Raw genomic sequence first — 19,451 nt, 5'->3', positions numbered from 1 at the left:
ATTCCCCGCTCTCCGGTTATTTCAGTTCCGCTACGGTGACGCCGGCGCCGCCTTCTCCATAATTCCCGAGCCTATAGCTCTTCACATGCTTATGCCGGCGCAGAAAATCACTGATACCGGTTCGCAGAACTCCTGTGCCTTTACCATGTATAATGTATATCTGTCCAAGTCCGGCGAGGAACGATTCATCCAGAAAACGGTCCACCTCGACGATCGCTTCTTCCACGTTTGCGCCCCGTAGGTCGAGCTCCATCTTGACGTTCTCGTCGCGAGTCCGTTTCAGACTGGCAGCCTGCTTCGGCTGCTGTGTCTTGGCAGTTTCGGCCCTCTTTACAAGCTCCAGATCGCCGAGCGCCACCTTCATTTTCAGAATTCCAAGCTGAACCAGCGCATCGTTACCCCCGATTTCGACTACATGTCCGCGCTGACCCAGACTATAAACCATGACTTCATCGCCCGCTTCGATACGCTGCGGCTTTGTCCCCGCTTTCGGTTTATTGGCCTTCGCCGGTTTCTTCAGTTCCGGGGCCGCTTCATCGAGTTTTCGACGCGCGTCGATCAGCTTATGCTCCTTGACGGACGCGCCTTCCTCAAGCGCCAGCTTTCGCAAATCGGCGATGATTTGCTCCGCCTCCCGCTTCGCTTTGGCAACCGCTTCGTGCGCATCTTCCTGCGCTTTGGCCATAAGCTTGTCGCGCTGCTCGTCGAATTTCCGGCGTTCCGCCTCATAACGGTTTCGCTCGGCCTCAAGCTCTTTACGCAGCGCTTCCGCCGATTGCCGCTCGGCTTCCGCGCCAATGCGGTTTTCCTCAAGCGATGCAATCATGTTCTCGACCCGCAGATCCTCCTCGCTTACTTCGCCTCTCGCGTGCTCGATTATATCGCGCTGCAGTCCGAGCCGCTCGGCAATTGCAAAAGCATTGCTCCGGCCTGGAACTCCAACGAGAAGCCTGTAAGTCGGGCTGAGCGTCTGGACGTCGAACTCCATGCTTGCATTGATAATGCCTTTGCGGTTATATGCATAGGCCTTAAGCTCGCTGTAATGAGTCGTCGCAATGATTCGGCAGCCCAGTTTATGCATATACTCAAGAATAGCGATAGCAAGCGCGGAGCCTTCAGCCGGGTCGGTGCCCGCTCCAAGCTCATCGAGCAGTACGAGGCTCTTCGGCGTCATCGTTTTTAAAATCCGGATTATGTTCGTCAGATGGCTGGAAAACGTACTAAGGTTTTGCTCAATGCTTTGCTCATCGCCGATATCGGCATGAATAGCGTCGAAAACGCACAGCTGGGTGCCGTCTTCAGCCGGGACGAACATGCCCGACATGGCCATCAAGCTCAGCAGACCGATGGTTTTGAGCGACACCGTTTTACCGCCCGTATTAGGTCCGGTGACGATAATAGCCGAGTAAGAATTGCCCAACTCCACATCGATTGGGACAACATGCTCCCGGGCAATTAACGGATGGCGGGCCCGGCGCAGCTTTAAATAGCCCCGGTCGTTCATCCGCGGCAGCGATGCGCCCATCTGGTGCGCGAGCCTTCCTTTCGCGAATGCGAAATCCAAGGCGCCCAGAGTATCAAGATCAAGGAGCAAATCTTCAGCATAATCGGCGGTTTGTGCCGTGAGCTTTTGTAAAATTTTCTCGATCTCACGCATCTCGGATAGCCTCAGCTCGCGCAGCTTGTTGTTCATGGCCACGATGGCCTCAGGCTCGATAAACAGCGTTGCGCCGGAGCCTGACTGATCATGGACGATACCTCCGAAATGGGAACGGTACTCTTGTTTCACCGGAATAACATAGCGGTCGTTACGGATGGTAACAATAGCATCCTGAAGCATTTTTTGCACGGATGAGGAACGAACCATTTGTTCCAGCTTCTCCCGGACTCGCGACTCACCGTTCCGGAGCTCCCGCCTGATCGCAGCCAGCTCCGCACTCGCGCTGTCCATAACCTCAGCTTGGTCGTCGATGCAGGCGAGGATCGCATCCTCCAGCGTCTTATGCTCGGTAAGCTGTTCACACAGGTCCGCCAGCATCGGGATCGGGTCATCATCGTGAAGCTGGAGCACATGGCGCTTAACCCTTCTGGAGCCGCGAACCGTTTCGGCGATTTCGAGCAGCTCTGCAGGGTTAAGCGTTCCGCCGATACGCGAGCGAAGCAGCGATGGACGAATGTCTGCGACGCCCCCGAACGGTACGCTGCCTTTCAACCGATCGGCCTTGTAGGCTTCATCGGTTGCCTGAAGCATAAGCTTGACCGACTCGAGGTCAGAGCTCGGAGTGATCGCTTCCGCTGCAGCTTTTCCGAGCGAAGTCGCGGCATGCTGAGCCAATTTATATACAATCTTAGAAAATTCAAGTGTGTGTAGGATTTTATCGTTCAAACTGAGCACAACTCCCCTCATCCTTATTATAGCCGAAGCAAACAACGTATGCCATGACGGAAGCTCCCATGCATGACTGAAAGCCGATCAGGGGACAATAATTGTTGCATCCCGAGAATTATGCGAGAACCGGCGGATGATTCAAAGCGGCAGGATAACGCAAGTTTTGCTTCACTCGGAGCCTTAATATGCTTTCGATTCCGCCTCGAAAGCAGCGAAAACTGAGCGTATGCTTTCGAAGCAAGTTTTCGCACACGAAAAACTTTCAAGGAGGTTCGATTATGCGTTTTTTGGGTCATGTTGTTCGATTCATCGTTTCTGCGATCGTTTTGATGATCGTAGGTTATATCGTACCCCAATTTAGTGTCGGCGGATTCTGGAGCGCCTTATTTCTAGCTCTTGTCATCGCCGCGTTCGGCTGGATTATCGAGGGCATATTCGGCAAACGGGTAACGCCTTTCGGCAGAGGCATAGTCGGCTTTCTGGCAAGCGCCGTTGTCATCTGGCTTGCTCAATTTATAGTCGGCGACGTATATGTCACTTGGCTTGGAGCCATTCTGGCAGCTCTGGCAATCGGTATTATCGACTTGTTCATTCCTATCGGCTCACCCTATAAAGCAGGACGGGCGAAGGAACGTCGGTAACCGGAAGCAACCTACAGGGCAGCGTGAAGCCGGGCAGATACGGAACAATCCGTTGAGCCCGGTTTTTGCATGTTATATACATATACTGCAAAGAGTTCATGATTTGTTCATCAACCGGTCATAGTTTGGCGCTGAAATATAAGCGGATTCACGATATACTGAACAGGTAGTGCTAAATACATCGAAAGATGGAGGGAGTCAGAGATATGTTGAAAAAATTGTTGCTGTTGTCGATGGTCGCAGCCCTAGTCTTGATTATGGCCGCCTGCGGTTCGAACAATACGGCCAGCACATCCGATAATGGCGGAGACGTTCAGGAGACTGGCGCAGCCGCTTCGCAGGAACTCGTTATCAAAGCGACGAACTGGCAGTTCGACAAGAGTGAATATACGATTAAAAAAGGTGAAGCAACCAATATTACCGTTCAAACAGACGGCATTCACGGTATTGAAATTCCAGATCTCGGCATTAGCATCGGTGGGGGAAAATCGCAGGTCGTTACGTTTAAAGACGCCGGCACTTACCAATTTCATTGTGATGTAATGTGCGGAACAGGCCATTCCAAAATGATTGCAACGATAAAAGTGGAATAGCCGCATCAACTCAAGCAAATAACCCGAAGCAGCTAACTCTGCTCGGGTTATTTTTTGATCTGTCACCTAATTTTATCGAAGTTATTTATCCACTTGATAAGCAAATTTCATAATGACATGTTTTGTTCCGCTTAGCTCCGAGTTTGCCTGCGAACCTTATCGATTGCATCAGAAAGTCTTATGGCCCGGCCTCTTCCCCGTCACAGCAATTGTTTGCTAAGATGTTTACAACAGTTAAAACGGATGGAGGAAGAGTATATGGGCATTCTGGACGGACGGACAGCGGTTATCAGCGGTGCTGGGACCGGGCTGGGCAGAGCCGCTGCTCTCGCATTTGCGCGTGAAGGGGCGAACGTCGCACTTCTGGGACGGCGGGTCGGGAAGCTGGAAGAAACAGCTGCGCTTATCGGACAGCACGGGACAGGTAAAGCTCTGGTTATACCGGCGGATATCTCCGTGGAAGCACAAGTGAGCAAAGCCGTTCAAACGGCAGCAGCCGCTTTTGGCAAGATCGATATACTGATCAATAATGCGGCGATCTTTGAACCGGGATTGGTGTTCGAACTGAGCAGCGAGGAATGGACTCAGCAAATCGCCGTCAATTTGACCGGACCTTTTCTGCTGACCAAAGCGGTGCTGCCCATTATGCGAAACTCGCATTACGGACGTATTATCAATATAACGTCCAGCCTGGCTTCCAACGGCGCCGGCGGCTACGCCGCTTACAGCGCTGCCAAAGCCGGACTGGAATCGCTCACCCGAACAACGGCCGACGAAGAAAACGAACACGGCATTCTTGTCAATCTGTTTAATCCGGGAACACTGCGAACCGAGATGCATGCTACGGGACAGGACCCGGCCACCGTGACGCCGGAACTGATCAGACTTGCTTCTTTGCCGCCAGGCGGCGTTACAGGAACGATGGTTTCCGTCTGAACGAGAAAGAACCTTCGAGTGCTTTACTTTGCGCGCTGCAAGGTTCTTCGCGTAGAAACATCTGGATTAATAAGATAATATCCCAAGCTTGCTGCATTGCCGGCAGAATGCGCGGCTCCGAACGGTATCGTTCGGAGCACGCGCTTTTTTTAATATCGAATATCGTCAGCTTTTTTCGATTAATTCGATCCACTCGTTGTATTCCGTTTGCAGCTTGGAATATTCAATCTGAAGCTTTCCATGCTCGTTCTGCAGCCGTTCGTGCGCTGCCCGCAGATTATTCTCCGAGCGGCTCGCTTCGGCCAGCGACGCTTCAAGCTCCGCAAGCCGGCTGCTCAGCTCCTGCGCCCGAATTCTCGCATTGCCGGTCTCCTGCTCGCTCTGCAGCAGCTGCTCGAATAGTCCGGCTTCCGCTTCGGCATGAGCCGCGGCCTGCTGCCTGGCAAGCTCTACTTCAGCAGCAGCGGAGCGCTCACGCTGTTTCGCTTCGAGGGCCGTTTCATCGGCTAACCGCTCTGCCTCCGCCATTTGCCGCCTCGCCTCGTTCATCAGGTCGGCTGCTCGTTCTTCGGCAGCTTGTAGCTTCTCCTCGAGCTCGCGCTCGCGTCCCTTGAGCTCTTCCAGCTCAGCTTTATGACGGTCTCTCTGCTCGGCCAGCAGACTATGCTGCTTAACGGCTTGATCGCTTGTCCGCTGAGCGTCGGTTAACTGATCGCGCAGCTGTATAATCTGTTGTTCCTGCTGCTGGATGGTCTGCACGCGGCGGCTTTCCTTGTTCTGCAGTTCTGTAAATCGACGCTGCAGCTCTTGGGCAGTCTTCTCACGATCGCGCATCTCGCTCTCCAGACTGCTGACGGTTGTACGCAGCAGCTCTTCCTGCTCGGCTGCTTCCATGGCGATCCGCTCAATTTCCTGCCGCAGGCTGTCAAGCTCCTCCTGAGCCTCTTCACAGTCGCGGCGCGACTGGTTCAGCTGGGACTCCAGACGTTCACTATCCTGCTGCCACGCCGCCGTGCGGCGTTCCAGCTCCTCCCGGTGCAGCTGTATTAGCGAATCACGCTCAGCCGTAAGCCGCGCCGTTATTGCCGCAGCCTCTTCATCGCCTTCGCGCAATGCCTGCTCGAGCATCGCCTGGGCAGTTTCGCGCTCCTCGTGAAGCACGGCGGCCGCAGCCGCCCGCACGCGTTCCAGCTCCGCCGCGGCCGCTTCGCGCGCCTGCGCAAGCTGCGCTTCCGCTTCCAGGGCAGCCTGCGCAGCTCCGCGCTCGAGGTCTGCGCGGAGACGCTCGAGCCGCTCGCGAGCCGCATGCCTCACCCGCTCGAGCTCCGCCTCGGCGGCTGTACGTGCTTGATTCAGCTGCGCTTGCAGTTCTGCCCGGGTTCGCTCATGCGCGGCTTCAGCCGCCACCGCCGCCGCTGCCTCGGCCTCGCGCACCCGCTCAAGCTCCGCGTCATGCTCGGCGCTTACGCGGACAAGCTCCAAGCGCGCGGACTCCCTCTCGCTCTCCAGCTCCAAGCGCGCGGACTCCCGCACTTCCGCGAGCTGCCGCTGCAGCTCGTCACGGACGCGCTGCAGCTCTTCAGCCGCCGCCTTGGCAGCCTCCGCATGCAGCTCCCGCTCGAGCTCGATCTCCTCGCCCAGCGACTCACGCAAACTCGCAATCTCAATTCGGGCGGCTTCACGCACGCTCTCAAGCTCCGCGCTCAGTGATTCACGAGTACGCTCCAGTTCAATTCCGGCAGCTGCCCGCTCCGACTGAAGCTCCGCACCCAGCGACTCACGCACGCGCTCCAGTTCGATACCGGCCGCTTTACGCTCCGACTCAAGCTCGGCGTTCAGCGATTCACGCATGCGCTCCAGCTCAATCCGGGCGGCTTCACGCTCCGACTCAAGCTCAGCGCCCAGCGACTCACGCACGCGCTCCAGCTCGATACGGGCGGCTTCACGCTCCGATTCCAGCTCCTGGCTCATTTCGTTAAATGTTTGCGCCAGTTTAGCATCGTGCATGGCTTGGAGTCGTTCCTGCTCCAAGCGCCCGCTTTCCTGAGCCTGCTCCAACCGCCCCTGCAGCCCGGCGCTTACCCGTTCCAATTCCTCACGCGCGATTTCCCGTTCAAGCTCTATCTCAGCCTGCGCGTCGGCAAGCTGCGCGGCAGCCTCCTCTCGGAGCGAAGCCATGGCCAGCTTCGTTTGTTCGAGCTCCGCTTCAGCCGCCCTTCGGCGCTCCTCCGTTTCGTTCATCCGCTCGTTCTCACGGCTCAGCCGGAACACGTCCTCCGCCATATGGACGGCGACAAGCACCGCTATTTTCGGCAAATCCAGCCTTGGGTAGCCTTTTGCCAGCTTGTTCATATTCTCATCCACCAAAGCGGCGATCCGTCTGATATATTCCGGGTTATTGTGACCCGCCAACTTAAACTGATTGCCATATATATCAACTGTTACACTTGTACGTTTAGATGCATCCATGAGGGCATATCCTCCTATAAAGTTTTCGAAGAAACCGGGCTTCGAAAGCATAAGAATGTTAAAATTTCGGCTACAAAACAAACGAAGCCGCATCGATATCGGTTCGTAAGAGAACTAATTCGATGCGGCTTCGGGCATCTCCTGCCTATTTACGCAATTCCGCGGCAAAAGATTGTTCCAATTTTGTTACGACCCCATGGTGCAGCTCCGTTACCTCTTCATCGGTGAGCGTCCGGTCGGCGTGCCGGTAAATAAGCGACAATGCCACGCTTTTCTTCTCAGCCCCGAGCTTCTCGCCAGTGTAGACGTCGAATATGTCCACCGACTCGAGAAGCGCGCCTGCCGTTTCGCGCACCGTTTCAAGTAGCTTGCCGGCTTCCACTTCGCGGTCCAGCAGGAGCGCAATGTCACGCTGCATGGCCGGATAACGCGGGAGCACTTGATACGTAATTTTGAAATCCGCCTGATCGTAAAGCGGTTCAAGCTCGAGTTCCATCACATAAACATCGCCAAGACCATGCTCCAGCTGGAGAGTCGGATGAAGCTGGCCGAGATAGCCGATCGTCTCCGGACCACGCTCGTTCTGAAACACAACCGCAGCTGTGCGGCCTGGATGCATATGCTCCGGCTCGGCAGGTTCGTATCCTATCAGTCCGCTCACGCCGAGAACATCCGCTATCGTTTCGAGGACGCCCTTCACATCGTAGAAATCGACAGGTTCCGCTTTGCGGTTCCATGCCGCTTCAACACGATTGCCGGTGAGGAGCACTGCAAGCCTGTGTTTCTCGTGCGGAAGTCGCGTAAGCTCTGTTTCGTCGGTATGGAAGACACTGCCGATTTCGAATATCGACAGGTTATCGTTCTTGCGGTTTCGGTTATATACGGCGGTTTCAAGCATCTGCGGAAGCAGGCTCGTGCGCAGCACGCTGCGGTCTTCGCTCATAGGGAGAGAGAGACGCACAGGCTGGACCGCATCTCCGGTAAGCGCCGGAAGCAGCTTCGTACGATCCGGGTGCGTGAACGAGTAGGAGATAATCTCGGTCAGCCCGGCATCCGTAAGCCGTTTGCGCAGCTCGCGGCGAATAGCCTGCGGCTTGGTAAGAGCGCCCGGCGTCGAAGCCCCTTCGATTGCAGTAGTCGGAATATTGTCATAGCCGTATAACCGCGCGACTTCTTCGATTAAATCGACGTCGCGCGTAATATCGCCGCGCCGCGAAGGGACATTCACGGCGAACACTCCATCACCGGATACCTCGAATGGGAACTGCAGCCGCGAGAAAATCGTCTCCGTCTCCAGCATTGACAGCTCGGTTCCCAAGTAACGGTTAATTTTGTCCAGCGAAACGGTTACGACCGCATGCTCAGGCTTCGAAGGGACCGACTGGGCGACGCCTTCCAGTACATGACCATCGGCCAATCGCCCCATGAGCGAGGCCGCCCGGTCCAGCGCCGGAATAACGCGCGCGGGATCGACGCCTTTCTCGAAGCGTATGCTCGATTCCGACCGCAAACCGATCTGACGCGATGTTTTACGCACCGTACTGCCGTCGAAGCGCGCCGACTCGAGCAAAATATTGACCGTTTCGCCCGTCACCTCTGAGGTCGCTCCACCCATGACACCTGCCAGGGCAATCGGCCGCTCCCCGTCTGTAATAAGCAGCATGTGGGGCTCAAGCCTGCGTTCCTGATCGTCAAGCGTGACCATCGTCTCGCCTTCGCGGGCAAGGCGCACCACTATGCGTCCGCCTTCTACCTTGTCCGCGTCGAAAGCATGAAGCGGCTGACCATATTCAAGCATTACGAAGTTAGTAATATCGACTACGTTGTTGATCGGGCGAATCCCGGCCGCCATGAGACGGTTTTGCATCCACAGCGGCGCCGGACCGATCTTCACGCCTTTAATGTAACGCGCCGCGTAATGCGTGCATTGCTCCGGCGCTTCAATGCGGACCGTTACGCGGGATGATGCTTGCTCCGCCGAATCGCTTACCCGGTTGTCCGGAAGCTTTACCTGCCGCCCGGTCAGCGCGCCAACTTCATAGGCGACTCCGAGCATACTCAGGCAGTCCGAGCGGTTGGGCGTGAGATCCAGCTCCAGCACTTCATCGTCAATGGCAAGCACGTTCAGGATCGACTCGCCGACAGGCGTTCCTTCCGGGAGTACGAGAATGCCCTCCTGCTGCTCCTTAGGCAGCAGCTTTTCGTTCAGGCCAAGCTCCTTGGCGGAACAAATCATTCCCTGCGACTCCACCCCGCGCAGCTTTGCCCGTTTAATGGCAAAATCACCCGGCAGCTTCGCGCCGACCGTCGCCACCGGAACAAGCTGCCCCGCAGCTACATTCTTCGCGCCGCAAACGATCTGCAGCGGTTCGTTTCCTCCGACATCCACCGTGCAGACGCTTAGTTTATCGGCATCCGGGTGCTTCTCACGGGTCAGCACGAGCCCAACGACCACACCGGTCACACCTTTATTACGGCTTTCCACTACATCGATTTCAATGCCTCCGCTTGTCATCAGCTCCGCCAGCTGTCCGCCGGTATAGCCGTGCAAGTCCACATATTCGCTTAACCATTTATAAGATACGTTCATTTTATTGGCCCCCCAATTACATTCGGACAAACTGGCTTAAGAAGCGCAGATCGTTCGTGTAGAAATGACGAATGTCGTCGATATCGTATTTGAGCAGAGCGATACGTTCCACGCCCATACCGAATGCAAAGCCGCTCACCTCATTTGGGTCGTAGCCGCCCATTTCAAGCACGCGCGGGTGAACCATGCCGCAGCCGAGTATTTCAAGCCAGCCGGTATGCTTGCACATCCGGCAGCCGTGACCGCCGCATTGCGAACAGCTTATATCAACCTCGGCGCTCGGCTCGGTGAAAGGAAAGAAGCTCGGACGCAGACGAATCTGAGCCTGTTTGCCGAACATGAGCTGCGCGAACTGCAGAAGCGTCCCCTTCAGATCGCTCATTCTGATGTTAGGCCCCACCACGAGCCCTTCAATCTGGTTGAACTGGAACGAATGCGTAGCGTCATCATCGTCACGGCGGTATACTTTGCCCGGACAAATAACCTTCACCGGAGTCTTGCCGTTCATCGCCTTCATCGTCCGCACCTGCACCGGCGACGTTTGCGTGCGCATCAATATGTCGTCCGTAATATAGAACGAATCCTGCATATCGCGTGCCGGATGGTCCTTCGGCAGATTGAGAGCCTCAAAGTTGAAATAATCCGTCTCAACCTCAGGACCTTCCGCAACGGTATAGCCGAGCCCAATGAAAATATCTTCAATCTCCTGCACGATCTTGTTCAGCGGGTGGACGGCACCGGCGGGCAAACGTTTGCCCGGCAGCGTCACGTCGATTTTCTCCTCGCGAAGCCGGTTTTCGGTCTCCGCCTGCTGGAATGCCGCTTGCTTCGCTTCAATCACTTCCTCGATCGCCGCGCGAACCTCGTTGCCGACTTGGCCGATAACCGGACGCTCTTCGGCGCTGAGGCCGCCCATGCCGCGCAATATCTCCGTTAAAGCGCCCTTCTTGCCCAAATATTTGACCCGCAGGTCGTTCAGCTGCTGCGGAGAAGGGGCATTCTGCAGCTCCTGCAGCGCCTCCGTCCGCAATGCTTCCAGTCGTTCTTTCATTGCCATCCATTCCCTTCTGTGCAAAATAAAAAGGCCCTCTCTCCCCGTAAGGGACGAAAGAACCGTGGTACCACCCTAAATTCGGATTGCCGCCGCCGCATGACCCTTTGTGCCGCCAGAGCTTGCAATCCCTCTTGCCGGCTGTAACGGGCCGGAACCCGGACTTCCCTACTGGCGCGCGGTGCGCACGTTCAAGAGTCTGCTCGGGAGTGAACTTCAGCGGCATTCGACCTGCGAAGACGCTCTCAATCTGCGGCGTCTTCTCCCTGTGCGCGAAATGCGGCCTACTTATCTCCGTCAATGCATGTTCGTATCACTAACTTACTTAATTAACTATTATAAGCAAAGCGCGGCGTCTTCGCAACACCGCGCTTGCATGGGTCTTGTAACAAAGCTGTGGATGAAAAAACTTCTTGCCGGTATTGTGCGTGCACTGCAGACCGCTTGTGCTATTGAACATTGGGTTTGCTTCTTTCACTGCATGGGCCTAAGCCTTGCGGCGCTTAGCCAAGGCTGTAATCAGCGCCGCCACTGAAAGGACAAGCGCGGCTATCGTCACCGCCAGCGTTACTGCTTCCATCGTGCCGCTTCCGCTGCCCGCCGCAGTTCCAGCTGCGGTATCCGCAGCATGGCCGTCAGACGCCACCGCCGCTGATTCACCGTCCGCAGCAGGCGCCGACGCGCCGCCGTGGCCGTCATTCCCGCCGGTTCCGGCCATCACGGTCGTAACGGAAGCCGGATAGTCCGAGCCGGCTGCACCGGTCCACTCCACGACCTTGTTGTCGCTGTAGGTTTGGTAAGCCTTCCAGATGAGCTCCTTGGCGTCCGCAGCGACTTTTCCCTGCACGCGGAATTCATCAAATTCAGTTTGCGAAAGTCCCGGACCATCGGCCGTCCATGTAATGGAAGTAATGCTTCCGTCCGCGGCGGTCTCCAGCTGCGTTTTCCAGCCAGGCTTCGGCTGTGTCCTGCTGACGGCAACACCCTCGGGAACCTTTACTCTGATTGATTTGGTGGTTACGTTTTCTTCCTCGCTCGGCACGCGTACCGTAAACACCTCGTAGCTGCCCTGTTTCGTTTCGCTCGGCTGCACCGTAACATGTGCGCTCGCAAGGCCGGCGAACAAGAATAGCGAAAGTAACGCGATACCGGCGACCGGCCATTTTTTCCTTTGAATCATCTCAGTTTGCCCCCTAACAGAATACGTGCTTTTTCCCGGTTGATTTACGATCCCTTGTCTGTAATGCACGCTTATTATACCGTTGTGCCGAAAGCTTAACATGACTCGATAGGGCTATAAGATTGTGACAGATACGTGGCGCCCTTAACGGTTCAGCAGCCCTTTTTCCAGCGCATAACGCGTGAGCTGCACACGGTTGTCGAGATGAAGCTTCTGCAAAATGTTTTTGAGATGGTTTTTCACAGTGTGCTCGGACAGGCCAAAGCCTTCCGCGATCTGCCGATTCGAGTCGCCGGATGCGACCCGCTCGAGCACTTCGCGCTCGCGCTGTGTTAGCGGCGACTTGCCGTCGGTTCCCGCACTGCCGTGCTGCGCCCGGTTCCACTTTGTGCCTTCTACCCCATCTGATGATGTGGAAGATGGCTTTACCCCGGGCTGTCTGCCTCCGAACTCCTGCAGCAGCCGAAACGCGAGCTCCTTCGAGAGTGGCGCTTCGTCGATCGCGACTGCGCGCAGGTACTCGATCCATGAGGAGGGCAACAGGTTTTTGAGCAAGTAGCCCTGAGCACCGCGTTTGATCGCTTCGAACAAATCGGTAATCTCGCCCGAAACGGTCACCATTACGATTTTGATGCGGGGATCGATCGCTTTGATATGCTGCGTGGCCTCCATTCCGTTCATGACCGGCATGTTAATATCCATCAGCACTAGATCCGGGCTCTTCTCCGCCGCAAGCAGTACCGCCTGTTGGCCGTCGGCCGCTTCCCCGACAATTTCAAAGGCGGGATCGATCCCTACAATCTCCCGCATGCCTTCCCGGCCGTGCGGATGGTCATCAGCCAGCAGTACGCGTATCCTTTTCTCTCCGGTCATCCCGCTATCCCCTTTTCAGCTTCCCCTTGATCATTCGCGCGCTCTTGTCTTCGTGACCTCGACAACTGTACCGCTTTGAAGTCCGTCCTCACGCTTATCAATTCGGCGGATGGCGAAATTCCATCCCATCGCTGCCGCGCGGTCCCTCATCATTCTTACGCCGTAGCGGCCTTTGGCAGCCAATCGGCTTTCCTCCGCTCCGACTCCGTCATCCTCAACCGTGCAGCTGAATGCCCCGTCTTCTGCGGCCGGTTCAGGAGTTGCGCGTACCGTCAGGCGCGCTGCGCAGGCGTGTTTCTGCACATTCAGCATCGCTTCCCTTACTATAGACAGCAGCTCTATCTTCTCTTTGCCCGTAAGCCTGCTGTCCGAGAGCCTCCAATCCAGCTCGACCTGCAGCCCTCCGCGCCGAAGTTCTTCCGCCATCTCGCGTACGGCATCCATCCACTGCACGGCTGTCCTGGACGGCTCGCTGCGCAGACTATCTATCCATTGCCGAACATCTTCATACACATGACGCACCGTCTGGCGAATTTGTCCGGCCGTTTCTTTCACATGCTCGCTGCCTTGAGCGTGCTCAAGCTTATCCAGCTTGACCGACAGCAGAAACAACGATTGCGAAATGCCGTCGTGAAGCTCACGCGCCAGCTGTTCCCGCTCCATGAACGCGGCTTTGGCCGCCCTCTCCTGCTGAAGCAGCTCGCTTGTTTGCTCGAGCATCCGAAACAGCTTGAGCCCGAGCGTCGCCGTCACCGCCAGAATAATGACCGGAGCAAGCGCATTGCCAAGGTCCATCGATACATAAGGCAGAAGAAAAACGTGCCGCACATATTCCCATAATGCGATCGTCACAGTCGGTATCCACAGTATGAGCCATTTGATCCGTTTGTACGGCATCACATCCACCCCTCCGCGATTTGAAAGATACATTAATCAATAATTGCGGAACTCGTATTGTTCCACCTTCTCGTTATCGTCCTTGTCCATTACCCTAATTTCCGCCATCCAGCGTCCGGCAAAAGGAATGAAAGGTCCTTCGGCGCTGTAAGCGGCTTTCACATACCCGTCAAAAGACGTAATTTCTTTGTCCTCATACGGCTTTACCGGTATGTCGATCGGCCCCAGCTCCTTGCGGTCCTCGGAACGCAGCCGCAAAATGATCGACTTCGGCTGGCCGACCTTGTCCGGCAGCCATACCTTGACGATAAATTGATTGACACCGGGCCTGTTCGGCGAAATTCTCAGCGTCAAATGCATTTCTTCGCCCATTTTATGGTACGATACCGGTTCATTGGCCGGCAAAGGGCTGATATAAGTGAAGAGCGCAGCAATAGTTATTATGAGGGCCATTAACGCTCCGTCCATGCGCAGCAGCGCGGAGGCGGGAAGATCGCCGCGCCTGATCCGCAGATGAAGGATTCCTCCGACAACGAGCACAATGAGTACGAGGCCTGATTTTACCAGTAGAAGCGTTCCCCATGACGTGTAAAATAAGTATTGCAAGGAAGGCAGGAAAAGCAGTGTCATGCCTATGCCCGTGACGACGAGAGCCGAGATAGACAAAAGTGCCGCCTTCGAGAATATGACAGCAAAACGCCCCGCATCCTTCCGGTCGGCAAACCAGAGCGTAAGCAGCAGGACGAAGCCGCCGGCCCACACAGCCGCAGCCGCAAGATGAATAAAGTCAAAGAGCACCGTCAGCGCCACCGGTTTAAATACGACGGCGTGTCCGCTCCAGCTCTCAAGGCTAAGCACGGCCGCCGCCCAGACCGCCCTGAACGGCCGTCCAAGCCTCAGTACGCCGAACCCCGCAAACACAAGCAGCACCAGGGCGATCCATTCACGGCCAATCGATGTTAACAGGAACAACCGGTTATACTCGTCCGCGGGATAGCCCTGCAGGATTTCGCGGGCATGGACAAAAACATAGAGCAGCGCAGCTACCGTCAGCGTTCGCATTCCAGGCAGCTCCCATTTGCGCAGAGCGGCGGCGAACGTCCCGTCTGCTCCGCGCGGCAGCAATACCGACCAAATCATCATTCCCGCGGCTATCAGCAGCGCGGCATAATAAGCGATCCGCACCGCATAGAGAATAAACTCCCCGGTGGTCAGCTGTGTAGAAGCGCTGTGCCCTTCATGACCGAGCTCCTTATGCGGGTCGAACGAGGATGCATCCTTCCCTTCGGGGGGATTGCCCACGACAAATACATAGGAGCCGCTGACGGGATGACCGTCCGCCGAAATAATTTGATAAGAAACGGTGTACACGCCTTCGCCGAGCTTCGGCAGCAGAAGCTTCAACGATTTATGGTCGGTGCTCGCGACTGGTTCATTGGCCGTAACCGAATGCGATTTGGAATCCAGCACCTCGAGCGAACCGACCTGCGACTCGATCGATTCATTGAATGTCAGCTCAACGGCCGGCGGACTTCCGTCCAGCCTTGTATTCGGTTCAGGCACTGATTGTTCGAGCAAAGCATGGGCATCGGCGGTCTTCGGCATCCCGAACAACGCCATGCACAGAATCATGCAGACGGCGAGAGCGGAGCATATTCCGGATATAGAGGGAAGCTTGCGTTTAGTAAACATCATAACTGTTGAATTTCACGTCCTCTCATAGATGACCGATCCCAAGAAGAAACTGCTGGCCCTCCGCGAACGACCGGCGCTGGTGTCCTTTCGCGCCTGGCTGAGTCCGGACCCTTCTCACGCGAAAGTGCCGTTTCTCCATTTGGAAAGCTTAGAAAGCAGAGCGAATACCTTTACTCATAATTTATAAAATTGGCCTAGCTTTAAGTGTACTAAACCTATCATACCAGTACCAATTCCAAATCCGAAAATTTTATGATAACTCCAAATATTTCTCAGGGACGTTTTGAGCGGAGAGGGGAAATCCGGCAGCAAAAAAAAGCCGTAACTATACGTTTTCATTCTCTTTTCACACCCTTTTCCGGCGCTTTAAGAGTCCCGTTTGTCGAATGATATAGCCTTGACACACCACTATATATTGGTGTAATTTAGTTAAGTGATATCAATATATTGTGTATTTAGGGCTTAAGATCGACGCCCTTCGACAAGGAGTGACGTACTCTCGTGGATATTATCAAGAGGAACGGCCAGAAAGAAGAACTCATATTTTCCAAGCTGAAGAAGGTTATCGATTTCTCCTGCGTCGGTTACAATGACTGCGACCCGCTTGAGCTCGAAACGGCTCTGCTGCCGTACTTCCGCAACAACATCACGACCAAAGAAATTCAGCGTACGCTCATCCAAGTGGCGGTCGAGAAGACAAGCATCGAACAGCCGAACTGGCAGTACGTTGCGGCCAAGCTTCTGGTGTACGATCTTTATAAAGAATCCGCGATCAATCGCAAGTACGGCTATTTCGGTTACGGCGATTTCTACTCCCTGATCACGTACTTGACCGACAAGGGACTATACGGCAAATACATATTAGAGTATTATACCCGGGAGGAAATCCGCGAGCTTGGCAACTACATCGTGCCCGAGCGCGACTATCTATTCAATTATATCGGTCTCAAAACGCTGTCCGACCGTTATCTCATTAAAAGCTTCAACGGCGATGTGCTTGAGCTGCCTCAGGAACTGTTTATGGGCGTTGCCATGCATCTTGCGATGAAGGAAAAGGACAAGCTGGCTTGGGCCCGCAAATTTTATGATGTGCTCAGCCGCCTGCAGATGACGGTCGCCACTCCGACGCTGGCGAATGCCCGTAAACCGTTCCATCAGCTGTCCAGCTGCTTTATCGATACGGTGCCGGACAACCTGTGGGGCATCTACAACGTGGATTCCAGCTTCGCCCAGGTATCGAAATTCGGCGGAGGCATGGGCATCTATGTCGGCAAGGTGCGCAGCCGCGGCTCCAACATCCGCGGTTACAAAGGCGTGGCCGGCGGCGTTGTTCCATGGATCAAGAACTATAACAATACCGCAATCGCTGTCGATCAGCTTGGCGTCCGTTCCGGCGCAGTCGCCGTTTACCTGGACATTTGGCACAAAGACATTCTTGACTTCCTTAACCTCAAAACGAACAACGGCGACGACCGGATGAAGGCGCATGATATTTTCCCGGGGGTCTGCATTCCCGATCTGTTCATGCGGAAGGTGCAGGAGCGTGAAACGTTCTGTCTGTTCGACCCGCATGAGGTCCGCAATTATATGGGCTGGTCACTTGAGGACGCTTGGGGCGAGGAATGGGAGCAGCGCTACGAGGAGTGCGTGAACCATCCGCAGATCTCCCGCGACGAAGTGCCTGCGATCGATATTATGAAGCGCATTCTGACCAGCTCGTTTGAGACGGGCACGCCGTTCGTCTTCTTCCGCGACGCGGTTAACCGCGCCAACCCGAACAAGCATAAGGGCATTATTTACTGCTCGAACCTGTGTACGGAAATTTGCCAAAACATGAGCCCGACCGAATATGTGTCCACGACGCATGAGGACGGCGTAATCACGACGCAAATCAAGAGCGGCGATTATGTAGTGTGCAACCTCTCTTCGCTTAATCTCGGCCGCACGAGGTCACGCGAGGACATCGAGGAAGTTGTCACTTGCCAGATGCGGATGATGGACAACGTAATCGACTTGAACCATTATCCGATTCCGCAGGCGGAAATCACGAACCAGAAATACCGCGCCGTCGGTCTCGGGACCAGCGGTTATCATCAGTGGCTGGCGCTCAATGGAATCGCCTGGGAATCCGAAGACCATCTGGAGCAGGCTGACCAGCTTTACGAGTGGATTAATTACTGCGCCGTCAAAGCGTCGATGGAAATCGCCAAGGAAAAAGGCGCCTACAAAGTATTCGAGGGCAGCGAATGGCATACGGGCGAGTTTTTCGACCGCCGGGACTATGTCAGTCCGCACTGGCAGAAGCTGAGGAAGGACGTGGCCGAATACGGCGTCCGGAATGCCTGGATGTTCGCCATCGCGCCGACCGCTTCAACCTCCCTTATTGCCGGTTCAACGGCGGGGATCGATCCGATCTTCAATAAGTTTTTCGTCGAAGAGAAGAAAAACGCGGTAATCCCGCAAACGGCTCCTAACCTGAGCGATGAGACGTTCTGGTTCTATAAAGAAGCGCATCATATTGACCAGCACTGGAGCATCAAGGCGGCGGGCCGCCGCCAGCGCCACATCGATCAGGCGCAGTCGTTCAATCTGTATATTACGCCGGATTATACGGCCAAGGAATTTCTCGAGCTGTATATGGCCGCTTGGGAAAACGGCTTAAAAACGGTATACTATTGCCGTAACAAGAGTCTCGAAGTTGAAGATTGCGTAAGCTGCAGCGCGTAAAGCGCTGCAGTTTTGCTCTCTTCGTACCAGGGTCCCGTTTGACGAGCGCTTCATAGAAGCATATATGCCCTCGGCCCTGCAGCGCTTTAAATGTATTAAAGGAGGAAGCAAGCCAATGGAATTGCAAAAGAAGAAACTCTTTAACGAGGATGGCGACCGCGACTGGGGCAAACGCCGCATGATCGGCGGAAACACAACGAACCTTATCGAGCTGAATAACGTGAAATACGACTGGGCTACCAAAATGTACCGCACCATGATGAACAACTTCTGGATTCCGGAAGAAATTCCTCTTGCCCAGGATGCCAAAGACTACCGTAACCTGACGCTCTCCGAGCGCAACAGCTACGATAAAATTATCAGCTTCCTGATCTTCCTGGACTCGCTGCAAACGGCCAACCTGCCGAATGTAAACGAGTACGTCACTGCGCCGGAAGTCAATCTGTGTCTAACCGTTCATACGTTCCAGGAGGCGGTTCACAGCCAGTCGTATTCCTACATTCTGGACAGCGTCTGCTCGGCGGAAGTGCGCGATCAAATTTACAACTTGTGGCGCGAGGACAAAAACCTGCTCAAACGAAACCGGTTCATAACCGACCTGTATGAAAATTTCATCGCCAATCCGTCTTCGCAAAATCTGATCAAGACGATTATGGCCAACTACATTCTCGAGGGCATTTATTTCTACAGCGGCTTCAGCTTCTTCTACGCCCTCGGACGTCAAGGCAAAATGCTCGGCACCGTGTCCGAAATCAAATATATTCAACGCGACGAGCTGACTCACCTTGCACTCTTCCAAGGTATTTTCCGCGAAATCCGCAAGGAAAACCCTGAACTGTTCACACCTGTGCTTATCGAGGAGCTGCGGCAGATGATGCGGACGGCCGTCGAGCACGAAATCGAATGGGGACAATACATCACGAACAATCAAATTGCCGGCATTACCAATGAAATCATCGATCAATATATTAAATTCCTTTCGAACGAACGTTTGCGGAAGCTCGGTCTTGACATCCTATTCCCCGAGGTCGTCGAGCACCCGATGAAATGGGTTGAGAGCTTCAGCAACATGAACGGAATGAAGACAGATTTCTTCGAACAAAAGGTGACCAATTACAGTAAATCGTCCAACCTTAACTGGGGCGACCTGTAAGTCTAAAACCAGTGAACGCTCACGCTTCTACATGAGGCATGAGCGTTTTTTTTATTCCATGTTACCTCGCCCGCAGGAGCGGTTGCAGCACCGCAAGACTATCCAATCACGCTTCCTCTTCTTCACCCGATCGCCGTCACCTTCAGTGATTTCCCATAGTTCATTTTATGAAACTATTGCACTTTAATGTAACTACTTTTCAGATGTACCATAGTCCGTTACTATTGTGGATAAGGAAGGAAAATAATTGAAGTAAG

General features: G+C 54.7%; 13 protein-coding genes. 5 read left to right on the top strand and 8 right to left on the bottom strand.

Annotated elements, in window-relative coordinates; all coding sequences use genetic code 11:
* Positions 1–16: 16 nt before the first annotated feature.
* The gene (locus KZ483_RS08345; protein WP_220352194.1) at positions 17–2,386 is read right to left on the bottom strand and encodes an endonuclease MutS2; all 2,370 of its coding nucleotides are present in this window, start codon (positions 2,384–2,386) and stop codon (positions 17–19) included.
* A gap of 281 nt (positions 2,387–2,667) precedes the next feature.
* Here KZ483_RS08345 and KZ483_RS08340 point away from each other — a divergent pair, with 281 nt between their 5' ends.
* The 3 genes from KZ483_RS08340 (at position 2,668) to KZ483_RS08330 (ending at position 4,559) form a co-directional block, all read left to right on the top strand.
* Positions 2,668–3,030 carry a phage holin family protein gene (locus KZ483_RS08340; RefSeq protein WP_220352193.1) on the top strand — a complete coding sequence of 121 codons (363 nt, stop codon included), beginning with the start codon at positions 2,668–2,670 and terminating at the stop codon, positions 3,028–3,030.
* A gap of 206 nt (positions 3,031–3,236) precedes the next feature.
* Positions 3,237–3,623 (top strand): cupredoxin domain-containing protein, encoded by a 387-nt coding sequence (locus KZ483_RS08335; protein ID WP_220352192.1) that lies wholly within the window; start codon positions 3,237–3,239, stop codon positions 3,621–3,623.
* A 258-nt stretch (positions 3,624–3,881) separates the two neighbouring features.
* Entirely contained in the window at positions 3,882–4,559 is a 678-nt protein-coding gene (locus tag KZ483_RS08330) for an SDR family NAD(P)-dependent oxidoreductase (RefSeq protein ID WP_220352191.1), read from the top strand.
* Positions 4,560–4,724: 165 nt separating this feature from the next.
* Here the strand turns inward: KZ483_RS08330 and zapA are convergent, their stop codons facing one another.
* The 7 genes from zapA to KZ483_RS08295 form a co-directional block, all read right to left on the bottom strand.
* Positions 4,725–7,028, bottom strand: coding sequence for a cell division protein ZapA (gene zapA, locus KZ483_RS08325; RefSeq protein WP_220352190.1), 2,304 nt, complete (start codon positions 7,026–7,028; stop codon positions 4,725–4,727).
* Between the two features lie 145 nt (positions 7,029–7,173).
* A complete protein-coding gene (gene pheT, locus KZ483_RS08320) occupies positions 7,174–9,618 on the bottom strand; it encodes a phenylalanine--tRNA ligase subunit beta (protein ID WP_220352189.1) in 2,445 nt (814 codons plus the stop codon).
* A gap of 16 nt (positions 9,619–9,634) precedes the next feature.
* Positions 9,635–10,669, bottom strand: coding sequence for a phenylalanine--tRNA ligase subunit alpha (gene pheS, locus KZ483_RS08315; RefSeq protein WP_220352188.1), 1,035 nt, complete (start codon positions 10,667–10,669; stop codon positions 9,635–9,637).
* Positions 10,670–11,156: 487 nt separating this feature from the next.
* Entirely contained in the window at positions 11,157–11,849 is a 693-nt protein-coding gene (locus tag KZ483_RS08310; protein ID WP_220352187.1) for a YcnI family copper-binding membrane protein, read from the bottom strand.
* A 144-nt stretch (positions 11,850–11,993) separates the two neighbouring features.
* Positions 11,994–12,722, bottom strand: coding sequence for a response regulator (locus tag KZ483_RS08305; RefSeq protein WP_220352186.1), 729 nt, complete (start codon positions 12,720–12,722; stop codon positions 11,994–11,996).
* A 30-nt stretch (positions 12,723–12,752) separates the two neighbouring features.
* Positions 12,753–13,652 carry a sensor histidine kinase gene (locus KZ483_RS08300; protein ID WP_258881589.1) on the bottom strand — a complete coding sequence of 300 codons (900 nt, stop codon included), beginning with the start codon at positions 13,650–13,652 and terminating at the stop codon, positions 12,753–12,755.
* Between the two features lie 3 nt (positions 13,653–13,655).
* A complete protein-coding gene (locus tag KZ483_RS08295) occupies positions 13,656–15,314 on the bottom strand; it encodes a copper resistance CopC/CopD family protein (RefSeq protein ID WP_220352185.1) in 1,659 nt (552 codons plus the stop codon).
* Between the two features lie 501 nt (positions 15,315–15,815).
* Here KZ483_RS08295 and KZ483_RS08290 point away from each other — a divergent pair.
* Positions 15,816–18,041 carry a ribonucleoside-diphosphate reductase subunit alpha gene (locus KZ483_RS08290; RefSeq protein WP_220352184.1) on the top strand — a complete coding sequence of 742 codons (2,226 nt, stop codon included), beginning with the start codon at positions 15,816–15,818 and terminating at the stop codon, positions 18,039–18,041.
* 115 nt (positions 18,042–18,156) lie between these two features.
* Complete coding sequence (locus tag KZ483_RS08285) at positions 18,157–19,194, top strand: ribonucleotide-diphosphate reductase subunit beta (RefSeq protein WP_220352183.1); 1,038 nt, start codon at positions 18,157–18,159, stop codon at positions 19,192–19,194.
* Positions 19,195–19,451: the final 257 nt, after the last annotated feature.

This window comes from Paenibacillus sp. sptzw28, assembly GCF_019550795.1.
Classification (GTDB): domain Bacteria; phylum Bacillota; class Bacilli; order Paenibacillales; family Paenibacillaceae; genus Paenibacillus_Z.
This window is presented reverse-complemented; position numbering and strand designations above follow the sequence as displayed.